Annotated in this window: 12 protein-coding genes and 1 pseudogene; 5 read left to right on the forward strand and 8 right to left on the reverse strand. The window is 67.9% G+C overall.

Annotation, left to right across the window (positions count from 1 at the left end):
* Position 1 precedes the first annotated feature (1 nt).
* Entirely contained in the window at positions 2–778 is a 777-nt protein-coding gene (locus BN2156_RS23405) for an NUDIX hydrolase (RefSeq protein ID WP_090517236.1), read from the forward strand.
* A gap of 11 nt (positions 779–789) precedes the next feature.
* On the forward strand, positions 790–1,980 hold the full coding sequence (gene marP / locus BN2156_RS23410; RefSeq protein ID WP_090517237.1) for an acid resistance serine protease MarP: 1,191 nt from the start codon (positions 790–792) through the stop codon (positions 1,978–1,980).
* On the opposite strand, the gene BN2156_RS23415 is transcribed toward marP, so the two are convergent.
* Together BN2156_RS23415 and BN2156_RS23420 are read right to left on the reverse strand one after the other, a co-directional pair.
* Positions 1,981–2,916: an alpha/beta fold hydrolase gene (locus tag BN2156_RS23415; protein WP_090517238.1), complete on the reverse strand. Its 936-nt coding sequence runs from the start codon at positions 2,914–2,916 to the stop codon at positions 1,981–1,983. It lies immediately after the preceding gene.
* Positions 2,916–3,422 carry a phage holin family protein gene (locus tag BN2156_RS23420; RefSeq protein WP_090517606.1) on the reverse strand — a complete coding sequence of 169 codons (507 nt, stop codon included), beginning with the start codon at positions 3,420–3,422 and terminating at the stop codon, positions 2,916–2,918. Before BN2156_RS23420 ends, BN2156_RS23415 begins: the two co-directional genes overlap by 1 nt.
* A gap of 156 nt (positions 3,423–3,578) precedes the next feature.
* Between BN2156_RS23420 and BN2156_RS23425 the strand changes: the two genes are divergently transcribed.
* A complete protein-coding gene (locus BN2156_RS23425; protein ID WP_090517239.1) occupies positions 3,579–4,232 on the forward strand; it encodes a S1 family peptidase in 654 nt (217 codons plus the stop codon).
* 8 nt (positions 4,233–4,240) lie between these two features.
* On the opposite strand, the gene acs is transcribed toward BN2156_RS23425, so the two are convergent.
* Positions 4,241–6,202 (reverse strand): acetate--CoA ligase, encoded by a 1,962-nt coding sequence (gene acs, locus BN2156_RS23430; RefSeq protein ID WP_090517240.1) that lies wholly within the window; start codon positions 6,200–6,202, stop codon positions 4,241–4,243.
* A 127-nt stretch (positions 6,203–6,329) separates the two neighbouring features.
* On the opposite strand from acs, the gene BN2156_RS23435 reads away from it, so the two are divergent.
* A complete protein-coding gene (locus BN2156_RS23435) occupies positions 6,330–7,073 on the forward strand; it encodes a Fic family protein (protein WP_090517241.1) in 744 nt (247 codons plus the stop codon).
* A 425-nt stretch (positions 7,074–7,498) separates the two neighbouring features.
* Here BN2156_RS23435 and BN2156_RS23445 read toward each other — a convergent pair whose 3' ends face one another.
* On the reverse strand, positions 7,499–8,368 hold the full coding sequence (locus BN2156_RS23445) for an HAD-IB family hydrolase (protein WP_090517242.1): 870 nt from the start codon (positions 8,366–8,368) through the stop codon (positions 7,499–7,501).
* A 408-nt stretch (positions 8,369–8,776) separates the two neighbouring features.
* On the opposite strand from BN2156_RS23445, the gene ssd reads away from it, so the two are divergent.
* Positions 8,777–10,513, forward strand: coding sequence for a septum site-determining protein Ssd (ssd, locus tag BN2156_RS31400; protein WP_090517244.1), 1,737 nt, complete (start codon positions 8,777–8,779; stop codon positions 10,511–10,513).
* Positions 10,514–10,612: 99 nt separating this feature from the next.
* Here ssd and BN2156_RS23460 read toward each other — a convergent pair whose 3' ends face one another.
* The 4 genes and pseudogenes from BN2156_RS23460 to BN2156_RS23475 all read right to left on the reverse strand — a co-directional run.
* Positions 10,613–13,699: an MMPL/RND family transporter gene (locus BN2156_RS23460; protein WP_003882619.1), complete on the reverse strand. Its 3,087-nt coding sequence runs from the start codon at positions 13,697–13,699 to the stop codon at positions 10,613–10,615.
* A gap of 124 nt (positions 13,700–13,823) precedes the next feature.
* Positions 13,824–14,249: a DUF6188 family protein gene (locus tag BN2156_RS23465; protein ID WP_003882618.1), complete on the reverse strand. Its 426-nt coding sequence runs from the start codon at positions 14,247–14,249 to the stop codon at positions 13,824–13,826.
* 73 nt (positions 14,250–14,322) lie between these two features.
* Positions 14,323–14,730, reverse strand: coding sequence for a TetR/AcrR family transcriptional regulator (locus tag BN2156_RS23470; RefSeq protein WP_235625487.1), 408 nt, complete (start codon positions 14,728–14,730; stop codon positions 14,323–14,325).
* Between the two features lie 197 nt (positions 14,731–14,927).
* Positions 14,928–15,437 (reverse strand): annotated as a pseudogene (locus tag BN2156_RS23475) (PaaI family thioesterase); the annotation flags it as partial.
* Positions 15,438–15,557: the final 120 nt, after the last annotated feature.

Genomic DNA, 15,557 nt, shown 5'->3' on the forward strand with positions numbered 1-15,557 from the left:
GGTGAGATCGACGCGCGACGGGCTGTTCCCGGATGCCGCCCCGGCCTGGCTCAAGCCGCTGGTAGACAACCTCGACCAGGTGCCCGACGCCTACCGCAGGCGGGTCCCCCCGGAAGTTTTGGCCGGCATCGTCGAAGCCAACCATCAAGCCGCCCAGGCCGGCGCCCGCCGTGACGCCGCGGTGCTGGTGCTGTTCTCCGGACCGACCGAAGGCGACCCCGCGCTGCTACCCGAAGATGCCGACCTGCTGGTCACGGTCCGCGCCTCGACCCTGCGCCACCACGCCGGTCAGGCCGCATTTCCCGGCGGCGCCACCGATCCCGGCGACCAGGGTCCGGTGGGCACGGCGTTCCGGGAGGCGTGGGAGGAGACCGGCATCGACACCAACCGGCTGTACCCGCTGGCCACGCTGGAGAAGATGTTCATCCCGCCGTCGGGGTTCCACGTCGTCCCGGTGCTGGCGTATTCGCCCGACCCGGGGCCGGTGGCCGTCGTCAACGAATCGGAGACCGCGGTCGTCGCCCGGGTTCCGGTACGCGCCTTCATCAACCCGGAAAACCGGCTCATGGTGTACCGCGAGGCCAACACCAGCCGGTTCGCCGGGCCGGCATTCCTGCTCAACGAGATGCTGGTGTGGGGTTTCACCGGCCAGGTCATCTCGGCGATCCTCGACGTCGCGGGCTGGGCCAAGCCGTGGAACACCGAGGACGTCCGCGGACTCGATGACGCAATGGCCCTCGTCGGGCATGACAACGGTTACGGTGAAGCCCCATGTTGAAGTGGATATAGATGACACCCTCGGTCTGGCTCGATTTCGCAATCCTCGGCATCGGCTTCGTCGCAGCCATCTCAGGCTGGCGCTCCGGCGCGCTCGGCTCTCTGCTGTCGTTTATCGGCGTCGTGCTCGGCGCCGTGGCGGGCGTGCTGCTGGCGCCGCACGTGATCCCGCACGTCAGCGGTGACCGCACCAAGCTGTTCGCCACGCTGTTCCTGATCCTCGCGCTCGTGGTGATCGGTGAGATCGCCGGTGTGGTGCTGGGCCGTGCCGTGCGCGGCACCATCCGCAACCCGTTCTTCCGGGTGCTGGACTCGGTGGTCGGGGTGAGCCTGATGCTGGTCGCGGTCCTGGTCGCGTCATGGCTGCTGGGTAGCTTGCTGACATCCTCCGATCAGCCGAATCTGGCTGCCGCCGTGAAGAATTCGCGGGTGTTGAGCGAGGTCGACAAGGTGGCGCCGACCTGGATGCGCTCGGTGCCCAACCGGTTGTCGGCCCTGCTGGACACCTCGGGCCTGCCCGACGTGCTCGAACCGTTCGGCCGGACCCCGATCGTCAACGTCGATGCCCCGGACGCCGCGCTGGCCACCGATCCCATCGTGACGACGAGCCGGCCCGCCGTGGTCAAGATCCGTGGCGTCGCGCCGAGCTGCCAGAAGGTGCTGGAGGGCAGCGGGTTCGTGGTCGCACCCAACCGCGTGATGTCCAACGCCCACGTGGTGGCCGGTGCCGACAGCGTCACCATCGAGGCCGACGGCAAGACCTACGACGCGGGCGTGGTGTCCTACGACCCCAACGCCGACATCTCGATCCTCGACGTGCCGGATCTGCCGATCACGCCTTTGCAGTTCGCCGAACAACCGGCGCCCAAGGGCACCGACGCCGTGGTGATGGGTTACCCGGGTGGCGGCGATTTCCTGGCCACCCCGGCACGCGTCCGCGAGATCATCGAGCTCAACGGGCCCGACATCTACCGGAGCACCACCGTCACCCGCGAGGTCTACACGGTCAGGGGCACGGTGCGGCAAGGCAATTCGGGCGGGCCGATGATCAACCGCGCGGGCAAGGTGCTCGGTGTGGTGTTCGGTGCGGCAGTCGACGACGCCGACACCGGATTCGTGCTGACCGCCAAGGAAGTCGAGCACCAGCTGGCCAAGGTCGGCAACACCCAGCGGGTCCCAACCGGGACGTGCATCAACTCCTGATCAGGTGGCGCGCAGCTGGGCCAGGAAACGGCCCAGCTGCTCGTTGACCGCCTCGGGTTGTTCTTCATGGGCGAAATGCCCGGCACCAGTGATGGATACGTATCGGCCGTGCGGCGCATAGCGTTGAGTCCGGTGCACCGGGTCGGTCAGCACATACGGATCGGCGTCACCGCGCATGTGCAGCACCGGGACGCTGATCGGACGTTTCATCGACCGCATGAACCGCAGGCCCTCACTTCGCAGCTGGCTGCGCACCGCCCACCGCTGATACTCCAGCGCGCAGTGCGCGGCACCCGGTATCTGGATGGCCTGGCGCAGATGGCCCATGGTGTGGGAGAAGTCTTGACTGGTCTGCCATTTGGCCCCGGCCCGGCTGCGGAACAGACGCTCCAACTCGGCGCCGTCGTGCCGGGTCAGCATGCGTTCAGGCCACGCGGGCAGCTGGTAGCGCAGCATGGACGGCAACAGGGCGCGGCCCTGGTCCCGGCGGGTCAGGGTAGAGGCCCGCAGGGCCACCGGGTGCGGTGAGCTGACCAGTGCGATCGCGTTCACCACGCGGGGGTGCAGCACGGCCGTCGCCCAGCACACCAGGCCGCCGTCGGCATGCCCGACCAGCGTCGCGGTCTTGTGCCCCAGGGCGCGTACCAGCCCGGCGGTGTCCCCGGCCAGGGTCCAGCCGTCGTAACCGCGGGGTGGTTTGTCGCTGTCGCCGTAACCGCGCAGATCGACCGCCACGATCCGCGCGCCGGTCAGCCCGGTCAGTTGGTGACGCCAGGACCACCAGAATGAGCCGAACCCGTGCAACAAGATGACCAGTGGACGGTCGGGCTGCGAACTCTCGCCCTCCACCACATGGAAGCGGATGCCATTGGCGTGCACCTGCAGATGCCGCCATGGCCCCTCGATCCTGGTGATCGACGGGTCGGGTGGGGGCATTACCAGCCTGACGGGTCGGTGGCCGGCCTGGTCGGGACGGCGGGCAGCCCACCCTTGTCGTGGCCGGGTGTCAGCGCCTCGCGCGTCTCCTTGACCGATTCGATTGTCTGCTGCGGACCCTTGATCCGTCGCACCTTCAGGAAGCCGAACAGCGCGAGCGCGCCGGTGGTCAGCACCATGAGGCCGAACACGATCAGGAAGGCCACCCAGCGCCAGAGCCAAGTATCGAGCAGCTCGGCCAGGAAGAAGAAGAAAAAGAAGGTCGAGTAGAACAGCACCACCAGCGCCGCGATGAAGAACACGCTGCCGGTCAGGCCCTTCTTCACATCCCGGGTGATCTCGGCCTTGGCCAGCTCGACCTCGGCGCGCAACAGGGTGGAGACCTGCGCGGTGGCGTCCTTGACCAGGTCGCCGATCGAGGGGTCGGGCTTGGGGGCATGCGGGTCGACGAGCGGAATCGAGGTCACCGTCGTCGGAACGCCGTCCCTGCGGTCGCCTGTGCTCATGGCGTTCATGTTGCCATGCGGCGAACCCGTTAACGATCCCGGCCGACATCCTGGCCTTAGTACACTGAACCCATTCTTGAGTTGCGCGGGTCGGGCGCGTCGATCGGAGGACACTTGACGAGCAGACACCGCTGGCAGTCACTCATCGGTGCACCGATGATCGCCCTCGTTGCGATGCTCACTCCGGCCCTTGCCCATGCCGAACCGCCGGTGGTGCTCGGCGGCGGCTCGGGCATCGTGGTCAACGGCGAGTCGTTCTGCACACTCACCGCGATCGGGCACGACAACGCCGGCCGGCTCATCGGCTTCACCTCGGCGCACTGCGGAGGGCCGGGTGCCGTGGTGTCGGCCGAAGGCGCCAACGGCGCCGGGGTGCTCGGCAAGATGGTGGCCGGCAACGAGTTGCTCGATTACGCGGTGATCGAATTCGATCCCGCGAAGGTCACCCCGACCAACAACGTCAACGGTTTCCAGATCGACGGGCTCGGACCCGATCCGGTGTTCGGCGACGTGGCCTGCAAGCTGGGCCGCACCACCGGCTATTCGTGCGGCGTCACCTGGGGCCCGGGCCAAGACCCCGGCACCATCGTCAATCAGGTGTGCGGGCAGCCGGGGGACTCGGGTGCGCCGGTCACCGTCAACAACCGGCTGGTCGGCATGATCCACGGCGCCTACACCGAGGAACTGCCGACCTGTGTGGTGAAGTTCGTGCCGCTGCACACGCCGGCGGTGACGATGTCGTTCAACACTCAGCTGGCCGACATCACCGCCAAGAACCGACCGGGAACGGGATTCGTCCCGGTCGGCTAGGCGCTCTCCTACTTACTGGCGCGGATCGCCTCGAACACGCTCGGGTCGACCAGGGTCGAGGTGTCGCCGAGCTCGCGGCCCTCGGCGACGTCACGCAGCAGCCGGCGCATGATCTTGCCGCTGCGGGTCTTGGGCAGCTCGGGCACCACGTGGATCTCGCGCGGCTTGGCGATCGGGGAGATCTCGGTGGCCACCTGGGCACGCAGCTCGTCGATCATGTTCTCGGCACCGCCGTGCGCGGAGGCCTTGAGGATGACGAACGCGCAGATGGCCTGGCCGGTGGTGTCGTCGCTGGCGCCGACCACGGCAGCCTCGGCCACGCCGGAGTGGCCGACCAGGGCCGACTCCACCTCGGCGGTCGAGATGCGGTGCCCGGAGATGTTCATGACGTCGTCGATGCGGCCCAGCACCCAGATGTTGCCGTCCGAGTCATAGCGGGCGCCGTCACCGGCGAAGTACCAGCCCTGCTCGGCGAACCGCGACCAGTAGGTCTCCTTGAACCGCTCCGGATCGCCCCAGATGCCGCGCAGCATTGACGGCCACGGCTGGTCCAGCACCAGGTAACCGGTGACGTGCTCGGCTTCGTCGGCGCCTGGAACCAGCTCGTTGCCTTCGTCGTCGACGATCTTGGCCGAGATGCCGGGCAGCGGAGTCATCGCCGAGCCGGGCTTGGCCGCGGTGACGCCGGGCAGCGGCGAGATCATGATCGCCCCGGTCTCGGTCTGCCACCAGGTGTCCACGATCGGAGTCTTGTTGGCGCCGATGGCTTCCCGGTACCAGCGCCAGGCCTCGGGGTTGATCGGTTCGCCCACCGAACCCAGCAGCCGCAGGCTGGACAGGTTGTGCGCGGCCGGGATCTGGCGGCCCAGCTTCATGAAGGTACGGATCAGCGTGGGCGCGGTGTAATAGATTGTGACGCCGTACTTTTCGATGATCTCGAAGTGGCGGTGCTCGGTCGGGGAGGTGGGGGTGCCCTCGTAGACCACCTGCGTGGCGCCGTTGGCCAGTGGGCCGTAGGTGATGTAGGTGTGCCCGGTGACCCAGCCGATGTCGGCGGTGCACCAGTACACGTCGGTCTCGGGTTTGAGGTCGAAGACGTTGTAGTGGGTGTAGGCCGCCTGGGTGAGGTAGCCACCGGAGGTGTGCACGATGCCCTTGGGCTTGCCGGTGGTTCCCGAGGTGTAGAGCAGGAACAGCGGCTGCTCGGAGTCGAAGGCTTCCGGATCATGCTGCACCGACTGGGTTTCTACGGTCTCGTGCCACCACAGGTCGCGGCCGTCGGTCCAGTTCACGTCGATGCCGGTGCGGCGCACCACCAGCACGTGCTCGACGGACGGCTGGTCGGAGACGGCTTCGTCGACCGCATCTTTGAGCGAGGCTGCCTTGCCGCGCCGGTACTGGCCGTCGGTGGTGATGACGAGCTTGGCCGCCGCATCCTCGACGCGCGCCCGCAGCGCCGACGCGGAGAAACCGGCGAAGACGACCGAGTGCATGGCGCCCAGCCGGGCGCAGGCCAGCATCGCCACGATCGCCTCGGGCACCATCGGCATGTAGATGGCGACGCGGTCGCCGGCAGTCAGACCGAGGGCGGCCAGCGCATTGGCGGCTTGGGAGACCTCGTCCTTGAGCTGGGCGTAGGTGATGTCACGGGCGTCTCCGACGGGCTCGCCCTCCCAATGGATGGCGACGCGGTCGCCGTTGCCCGCCTCGACGTGGCGGTCCACGCAGTTGTAGGCGACGTTGAGCTTGCCGCCGACGAACCACTTGGCGAACGGTGCCTCCGACCAGTCGAGAACCTCGCTGAACGGGGTCTGCCAGCTCAGCCGGTTGGCTTGGGCGGCCCAGAACGCCAGCCGGTCCTTCTCGGCCTCGGCGTACAACTCGCCCGTCGCGTTGGCGTTGGCCGCGAAATCGGCAGGCGGCGGATAGGCTGACGGAACTTCGGTAGACGTCGTTGGCGCGTTTGACATGGGTGTGAGCCTAGTCACCAAAGGTTGCAGCGGCGTTGGGACCTCACAAGGCGGGCTGCCGGGCGGCTGTCGTTCTGCGCCCAACGGTCGGCGAGACGGCGTTCAGCGGTCGGCTAGCGTTTCTCGTATGACCGATCCACTCGCACCGCTGGTCGACCTGCCCGGTGTTTCTGCGGCCAGCGACGAGGCGCGTGAGGCCCTGGGCCGGGCGCATCGACACAAGTTCAATCTGCGCGGCTGGCCACAGACCGCGGCCGAGGCCGCTCTGCGTGCGGCCCGGGCCTCGGCTGTTCTCGACGGCGGGGCACTCCAGTTGTCGGCCGACGGTGAACCCGATCCGGTGACCGCGGGCGCCATCCGCGTCGCCGAAGCGCTCGAAGGGGGAGCCACTGCACTGGTAGGGGTGTGGCAGCGGGCCCCGATGCAGGCGCTGGCCCGGCTGCACGCGTTGGCCGCCGCGGACCTCACCGACGATGAGCACCTGGGCCGGCCGCGCACCGACGATCCCGACGTCGGCCGCCGCCTCGAGCTGCTCACCGAGATCCTGGCCGGCGGGTCAAAGGTTCCCGCTCCCGTGCTGGCTGCCGTCGCCCACGGCGAACTACTCAGCCTGGCTCCGTTCGGCACCGCCGACGGAGTGGTGGCCCGCGCGGTGTCACGCCTCGTGACGATCGCCACCGGGCTGGACCCGCACGGTCTCGGAGTTCCCGAAGTGCACTGGATGCGGAAGTCGGGGGAGTACCGGGGTGCCGCACGGGGATTCGCCTCGGGTACGGCCGAGGGGCTGACTGCATGGCTGCTGCTGAGCAGTGAAGCCCTGAAGGGCGGCGCGCGGGAAGCTCTGCAGATCGCGCAGGCGGCGGCCGGCTGAGGTCCCCGACGCGGGGCTTTCAGCAAACGAAAGCGGGCGACGGTCCGAACTGAGTTCGGCTCGCCGCCCGCTAGCACGGATACCGGTTACCAAGCGTGCCAACGTGGGTTGCGTGGGTGGCCTCGGCGTCCTTGCAATGCGCTTCGGCTGCAACCCTACCCAAAGGGCCGTCGTAGCCGTCCGCTCTTTGCAATCACGCAGGCCCGCAACACTTTTGCCTATTCCGCGGCATGTGCTCCGCGTGGGTACCGGGACCCGTGCTGGGGAGCCTGGTTCGGGAGATCTAGCCTTCTCTTCCGGCTAGCTCTTGGCCTCATCCAAGCTTCCGTGGTTCCTTTGTACTACGTGACCACGGTCACAGCAAGGGTGAAATGCACCCGACTTCTGATCGTTACGACAGGGTGTCAGCTACTACATCCGGTAGGTCAGGAAGTGAAGCGGCGCAACAGGGAATACGTCAACGCGCCGGCTGCCAGAGCGCTGATGCCGACGGCGGCCGTGGTCGCCACCGCGGCCCCCGACGGGGCCGGAATCCGGTCACGCAACGACACCGGCCTGGTGAACGTCAGCACCGGCCAGCCGCGGGAGGCAGCCTCCTTGCGCAGTCCCCGGTCCGGGTTGACCGCGGTCGGATGGCCCACGGATTCGAGCATCGGAATGTCGGTGATCGAATCGGAGTAGGCGTAGCAGTGGTCCAGCGCGTAGCCCTCGCGGGCGGCCAGGGCGCGGATCGCCTCGACCTTGCCCTCGCCGAAGCAGTAGAACGCGATCTCTCCGGTGTAGCGGCCGTCTTCGACCACCATGCGGGTGGCCATCGCGTGGGTGGCGCCGAGCGCCCTGGCGATCGGCGCGACGATCTCCTCGCCCGAGGCCGACACCACCACCACGTCGCGGCCGCACAGCTTGTGGTCGGCGATCAACTCGGCCGCCTCGGCGAACACGAGCGGGTCGACGATGTCGTGCAACGTCTCGCCGACGATCGACTTGACCTGTTCGACATCCCAGCCGGTGCACATGTTGGTGATGTAGCTGCGCATCCGGTCCATCTGGTCGTGGTCGGCGCCCGACATCAGGAACAGAAACTGGGCATACGTGGACTTGAGGACGGTGCGCCGGTTCAGCAGACCCTGATTGAAGAAAGGTTTGCTGAAAGCAAGCGTGCTGGACTTGGCGATGACGGTTTTGTCGAGGTCAAAGAACGCTGCCGTGCGCACCGGCTGACCGTCGTGCGGCCCGGATTGCTGTGCGATCGACTCCCCGGCAGCACGATCGGAAGCGGTCACAGGCGCCAGCATAGAGGCAGGCGCACCCTCCTATCCGACTGCCAGTGCAAAATGGCAGTTCACGACACATTCTTTCGAACGCGACCGGGGAATCCCGCTCGGTAGCCCGTAGCGGCGTCTCTTGCATGTTTTGGCAGTTCCGTGTGTATAGTGAGCATTACTCGGCTTATGCCGAGGGTGTATCAGCCCGACCCCCCGGGGCTGATACACGACGACCTCCGCCTCCTCCCCCCCTGGCGGGGGTCGTCCCTTTTCTGGGGTAAAAATCCCCGGCCGTTCGGCCCCGTACGTTGCGGAACCGTATTTTCAGTGCGTCGCCGGGTGTGTTCTCGGCCCGGAATTGATCCACAGGCCCGACTTCATCCACAATCCGCGAATTGGTGATGGTGCCCGCCCCGGGGTTGCCCGCAGGGTGGGCATATGGCCATCTCGCGCAGCGCGCGCACCCCGACCGGCACCGTGCTGGCCCTTATCGGCGACCCACTGCTGCGCGAGGACGTATCCCGGGTGGCCGCTGCCGCCGGCGTCGGTCTCGTCCTGGTCGACGAACCTTCGGGGCGCAAGGCCTGGATGGCGGCGGCCGCGGTGCTGCTCGATGCCCCGGCCGCGCAGCAATGCGCCGGCCGGGCGCTGCCCCGGCGCGCCCGGGTGATCCTGATCGGGCATGACGATCCGTGCTCGGCCGACTGGCAGGCCGCGATCTGCGTCGGCGCGCAGCAGGTGGTGACGCTACCCGCGCAGGATGCCGACCTCGTGGCGGCGCTGTCGGAAGCCGCCTGCCACGACGATGCGGGCAGGGGGCCGGCGGTGGCGGTAATCGGAGCCAGGGGAGGTGCTGGGGCCACGGTGTTCGCGGTGGCACTGGCGCAGTCGGCCCCGGATGCGCTGCTCGTCGAGGCCGATCCGTGGAGCGGCGGGATCGACCTGGTGGTGGGCAGTGAGGATGTGGCCGGCCTGCGCTGGCCGGATCTGGCGCTGCAGGGCGGCCGGGTGGGTTACCCGGCGTTGCGCGACGCGCTGCCCCGGCGCGACGGGGTCAGCGTGCTGTCCAGCGGACGGTCCGGTGCCGACATCGAGGCGGGGCCGCTGGGCGCGGTGATCGACGCGGGGTGCCGTGGCGGCGTCACCGTCGTGTGCGACGTGCCCCGGCGCGCCACTGCAGCCGCCGAAACCGCTTTGGACGCAGCCGATCTGGTGGTCCTGGTGACGCCTGCCGACGTGCGGTCATGCACCGCGGCGGCAGCTGCGCGGCCGTGGGTGCTGGCCTGTAATCCGAACACCGGCGTGGTGGTGCGTGGTCCATCGCCCGGTGGGCTGCGGGCAGCCGAGGTGGCCCGCATCGTGGACCTTCCGCTGCTTGCCGCGATGCGACCACACTCCGGCCTCGCCGAGGTCCTGGAGCGTGGCGGGTTGCTGGCGGGGCGCCGGCTCGACGAGGCTCAGCCCTGGGTGGACGGCCAGCTCACCGGTATCGGTCCGTTCACGGTGCGTCTGCACGCGGTACTGCCTCCGGTCGCGGCCGCGGGCACCTGCCTGTCGCTGCGGGTGTTGCGTCCGGCCGGCCATGATCTCGACGCCCTCATCCGGTCCGGCACGATCCCGCCGCAGGCCGCGGACCTGGTGCGCGCGGTCATCCGGGCCAGGCTGGCCTTCCTGATCTCGGGCGGCACCGGGTGCGGCAAGACCACTCTGCTGGCTGCGGCGCTCGGGGCAGTCGACGCACACGAACGCATCGTGTGTGTCGAGGACGCCGCCGAACTGGCCCCGCCGCACCCACATCTGGTCAAGCTGGTGGCCCGGGGTGCCAACGTCGAAGGTGTCGGTGAGGTCACCGTGCGCGACCTGGTCCGGCAGGCGCTGCGCATGCGGCCCGACCGCATCGTCGTCGGCGAGGTTCGCGGGGCCGAGGTGGTCGACCTGCTGGCCGCGCTCAACACCGGTCATGACGGCGGTGCGGGCACCGTGCACGCCAACAGCCCGGCGGAGGTGCCGGCCCGGTTGGAGGCGCTCGGCGCGCTGGGCGGTTTGGACCGCGCCGCATTGATCAGTCAGCTGGCGGCGGCCGTGTTATCTGTAGGTCGGTTGCGGGTGTCCTCGACTGTCGCTGACGGTGATCGGGATGGTGTTTGCGACCGTGGGCGACATGCTTATCTGTAGTGCTGTACTCGATGATCTGCGCTCTGCGGGGCGGGTTTTGGCGGATCGGTGTGAATCGGGAATGCCGCGTGTGACTGTGGTTGAAATTTCTTAGCGCTGTCAGGTTGTGGCGGTGGCTGGTTGTGGTGTTGGTGTGGGGTGTGTTGTGGGTGTGGTGGGGCGTTGTGGCCACCAGCTGGCTTGGCGGAGCAGGGTGGCGATGGCTGGGACGGTGAGGGTGCGTACGAGGAAGGTGTCCAGCAGTAGTCCGCAGCCGATGATGAGTCCGGTTTGGATCATGATGGCTACCGATCCGATCATCAGGCCGAACATGCTGGCTGCGAAGATGAGGCCGGCGGAGGTGATGACTGAGCCGGTGGTGGCTACGGTGCGCAGCACGCCGACGCGGATGTTGTGGGTGGATTCTTCGCGGAGTCGGGATACGAGCAGCATGTTGTAGTCGGCGCCGACGGCGACGAGGATGATGAACGCTAGTAGTGGTACGGGCCAAGCGATTTGGTGGCCGAGGATCCATTGGAAGACGATGACTCCGATACCGAGTGAGGCCAGGTAGTTCAGCACGACGGTGCCCAGCAGATATAGCGGGGCGATCAGGGCGCGTAGCAGGGCGATGAGGATGAGTCCGACAATGACCAGGGTGGCGATGGCCAGTTGGGTGAAGTCGGATGAGAGCAGGCGTTGGATGTCGGAGTTGACGGCGGGGAATCCGGCGACCGAGACGGTGGCGTGGTCCAGGGAGGTGTTGGGGCGTGCGGTGTTGGCGACGTCGGTGATCTGGCGGGCCAGGTTCATCGCCTCGCCGCTGTAGGGGTCGGTGTTGGTGTCGATGGCGAAGCGGGCGGTTTTGCCGTCGGGTGAGAGGAAGTGTTTGGCGACGTCGGCGAATTGGCGGTTGTCGAAGGCTTCGGGGGGCAGGTAGAAGCCGGTGGCGGCATCGGATCCGGCGGTGGCGCGGGCGGAGTTTTGCAGTTGGGCCGCGATTTGACTCATCCCGGACAGCATTTGGATGTTGCTGTCGGCCAGGGTGTGCACGCCGGTGGCCAGGGCGCGTGCGCCGGAGGCCAGTTGGCTGATGCCGTGTTGGAGTCGGCCGATGTTGGCGGTCAGGTTTTCGGGGTTGCCGAGGGTTTTGAAGGCGTTGTTCATGGTGGCCACGGTGTGTTGCACTTCGGTGAGGGTGCCGGTGACGGTGGCGTTGGTGGCCGGGTTGTACTGGTCGCCCAGGGTGGCGAGTTGGGTGAAGAATCCGTTGTCGCGCAGGGTGGTCAGGATACTGACCTGGTCGCGGATCTGGGTGCATTGCGGGGTGGTGATACACCACGGTGAGGTGTTGAGTGCGGTGACGAGCGGGTCGAGGGCGGCGATGGCGGTCTGGGCGCGTTCGGCCAGGGGTCGGATGCCGGGGCCGGCTTGGATGGCGGTGTCGACCTCGGGTGCGGTGGCTGAGAGTTGTTGCAGCAGCGGGCCGAAGCGCTGCATGTTCTCACCGGCGGCGCCGGCTTGGGTGAGTACACCGCCCAGGGGGGTGAGCGCGGTGCGCACGGTGGTGTCGAGTTGGGCCAGGCCGTCGGCGAGTTGGTCGGCGCCGTGGGTGAGCTTGTCCAGGTCGGTGCGCCGGTCGTTGCCCTGGGCGACCGAGTCGGCCATCTTGTCGCCGATTTGTCCGTTCTGCCAGGACAGTTGGGCTTGGTCGAGGCGTTGCCCGGCCGGTCGGGTGATCCCGGAAACACGTGTCACGGCCGGGATTTGGGCGATGCGTGAGGCCATCTCGTCGAGGTCGGCCAGGCCTTTGCCGGTGCGCATGTCGGTCGGGTTTTCCACGACGAGGAATTCGGTGATGACGACGTCTTTGGGGAAATGGCGGTCCAGCAGCTGATAGCCCTGGTTGCTGGCGGTGGTGGGGGGTTGTCCTTGGCGGTCGTCGTAGCTGATGGTCATGGTCGCCGCGGCCGCTGACAGTGCCACCAGGATGGTCAGGCTGATGACCAGCAGCGGCACCGGGCGACGCACCACGGCCACGGCCACGCTGTTCCAGTAGCGGCGGGTGCGGTCGGGTTTGGGTTCGCCGATGCCGCGGGTGGCCGCCAGCGCCAGCACCGGCGGCAGCAGGGTCACGGTGGCGGCGAATCCGACTGCCACGGCGACCGCGCAGGCCGGACCGAGGCCGGCGAACACACTCAAGGTGGCGAACACCATGGCCAGAAAGGCCAGGGCCACGGTGCCCGCCGAGGCCAGGATGACTCGGCCGATGCTGGCGGTGGCCGCGATGACCGCCTGCTCGGCGGGCACCTGGGCGCGGCGTTGTTCGTGGTAGCGGCTGATCAGAAACACGGTGTAGTCGGTGCCGGCGCCGAGCAGGATCGCGGTCATGAACGCCACGGTGAACTGCGAGACCGGCATGCCGATTTCCCCCAGGGCAGAGAGCACCCCACGCCCGACGGCCAGGCTGATCCCGATCACCAGCAGCGGCAGCAGCGCGGTGAACACCGACCGGTACACGATCAGCAGGATCAGCGCGATCAGCCCGGCGGTGGCGATCGAAATGAACACCAGGTCGTGCTCGGCTGAGGCGATCTGATCGGCGAACGTGGCCGGTGGCCCTGTCACATAGGCCGTGGTGGACGTGTTGGCGAATGCCGTGTCGGTGAGATCGCGCACGGCTTGCACGGATTCGGCCGCGGTGGGATCACCGAGCGTGCCGGCCACCCCGACCGGCAGATACCAGGCCTTGCCGTCACCGCTGACCGCCTGGGTTCTGGTGACCGGGTCGGCCAGCAGATCCTGGACCAGCAGGACATGGTCGTGATCGGCGCGCAACCGCCCCACCAGATCCTGATAGCGCAGCTGATTATCGGGGGTCAGACCGGCCGGGTCTTGCATCGCGACGAACAGCATCGTCTTGGAGCCCTGCTCACCGAACGCCTCACTCATGCGGTCCACGGTCTGAAACGAGGGCACATCACGCGGGATCAGATCGACCGACTGTTGGCGCACCACCGTCTCCAGCTGCGGGAACAGCAGCGCCAGCACCACCGCGGCCGCGATCCATCCACCGATCACCAATGCCTTGTGGCCCACCGTGAACGCCGCGAGCCGACCCAACCGGGCGCTGTATTCCGAAGATCCGGACAGATCGACGCCGCGCCGGCCACGGGAAGGCCCAGCATCTCCGGTTCGATCGCCCATCCCCACGCCTCCCAAGAAACGAAACTATCGGTATCGCTACGATACTAATAGTCCCACACGAGGATCGGAAGGGCCGCGCCGACCTTTCGGGCCATGGTTGCGGCTGGGCGCGGTGGGGGGTGAATTAACTTGCGGTGTCCTCAGATTCGTCGTCGGGCAGGTCGTGGCGCACCACCCGCACCCGCCCGCGGGGCAGGCATGCCATGTAGCCGTGGCGTTTGCCGTAGAGCTCCCAGGAGGTCGCGGCCTCCTGGGGGGCGACATCGATGCGATGCCCGCGGGAAAAACCCAGGTGCAACCCGCCGCCCTCGTCGCACCACGCCCCCGTGCACACCGCGCCGGCCAGGTCCAGCAACGGACGCTGCTGGACCGAGACGTTGCCCGGGTCGATGAGGACCTGCTCTTCGGGATAAGACGATCCGATCGGCGGCAGGGTCAGCCGGATCGGGGTGGCGATCACCAATTCGTTGTAATCGTCGAGGTCGAGCACCAATCCGTCGCGCAACGAGACACGCTGAACGGTGCACCGCTCGATCCAGGGGGTATGCATGCCCGGCTCCCTTCGACACGTCGTTGTGTCGCTTTATGGTACTGGGAGTAGCGCAGCGATACTACTAGTATCGCTAAGTGGTGGTGTGGGTGCCGTGCACCAGCTGTCGGGTTGTGCGGTCGATGCGTTCGCGGGCCAGGTCCGCATCGATCCGGCCGCCGATGACGGCGATCAGGTTGGCCAGCCACACGTCGGCGATCAGGCTGGCCACGTCCCGGTCATGTGCGCTGGGTGTGGGCCCGCCCAGGGCGCGGGCCAGCATGTCCTCGATCACCGCGACAGCGTGCTCGATCGCGCTGGTGGCCTCGGTGTCGGCCACGACGAACGCACGCACCATCGCCTCGGTCAGGTGCGGGTTGGCCTGCCAGGCTGTGTGCAGGTGGGTGGTCAACCGCCCCAGCCGGGCCTGCGGCGCCAGTTCACCGGTACTCCAGACGAATTCGGTGTCGAGACGTTCGAATTCGCGGGCCAGCACCGTCACCAGCAGATGGCTTTTGGATCGGAAATGCCGATACAGCGAGCTGGCGGCAATGCCGGCCTGCGCGGCCACCGCACGCATCTGCACACCGTCAAAACCGTGTGCTGAGGCCACCGTCCACGCGGCATCCAGGATCGCCTCGCGACGCGCCCACACCGAGGCCGCCGGCCGGCGCGGGCGCCGCACCCGGTCCCGGGGCACCGCGACCCCGCGTCGGGGCCGGCGCCACCGTAGCGGGCCAGCTCGGCGAACAACTCCCCGAAACCGCTGATGTCACCGTGGGCGGCGAAATGGGCCGCATCCACCGTGATGAACACCGCCGAGGCGGTGAACCGGGTGACACCGTCCACGCCGACCCCCACCCCGTCCACATGCAACGCCCGGCCCTCGCGGGTGGCGATCCGCGCGGTCAGCCGATGCGTACATCCCAACGGCACCGGCTGCAGATAGTCCACCGTCAAACGGCGCGTCACCGCCGGGGTGGCCGCGATCCACAACGAAAACCCCAGCACGTCATCACAGGCCGCGGCGATCGCGCCACCGTGTGCGAGCCCCGGCGCACCGATATGACGCTCATCGAACACCAGATCAGCGAACACCTCATCGCCGCACCGAAACACCTCCAGCTGCAAACCGTGCGGATTGTCCGGCCCGCAGCCCATGCAGGTCGGCGTGTGTGACGGCAACCGCTGCGGCTGATCAGCACCCATCACGGCCTCCTCACACCCGGGCAGCCCCGCCACCGCGTCCCGACCCGGGACCGCCGGTACTAGCAGTTTCGCTGCGCTACTATCGGTACCATAACCGGGAGAGCGGGGGCAACGCACCGG

The organism is Mycolicibacterium neworleansense (genome assembly GCF_001245615.1).
GTDB classification, from domain to species: domain Bacteria; phylum Actinomycetota; class Actinomycetes; order Mycobacteriales; family Mycobacteriaceae; genus Mycobacterium; species Mycobacterium neworleansense.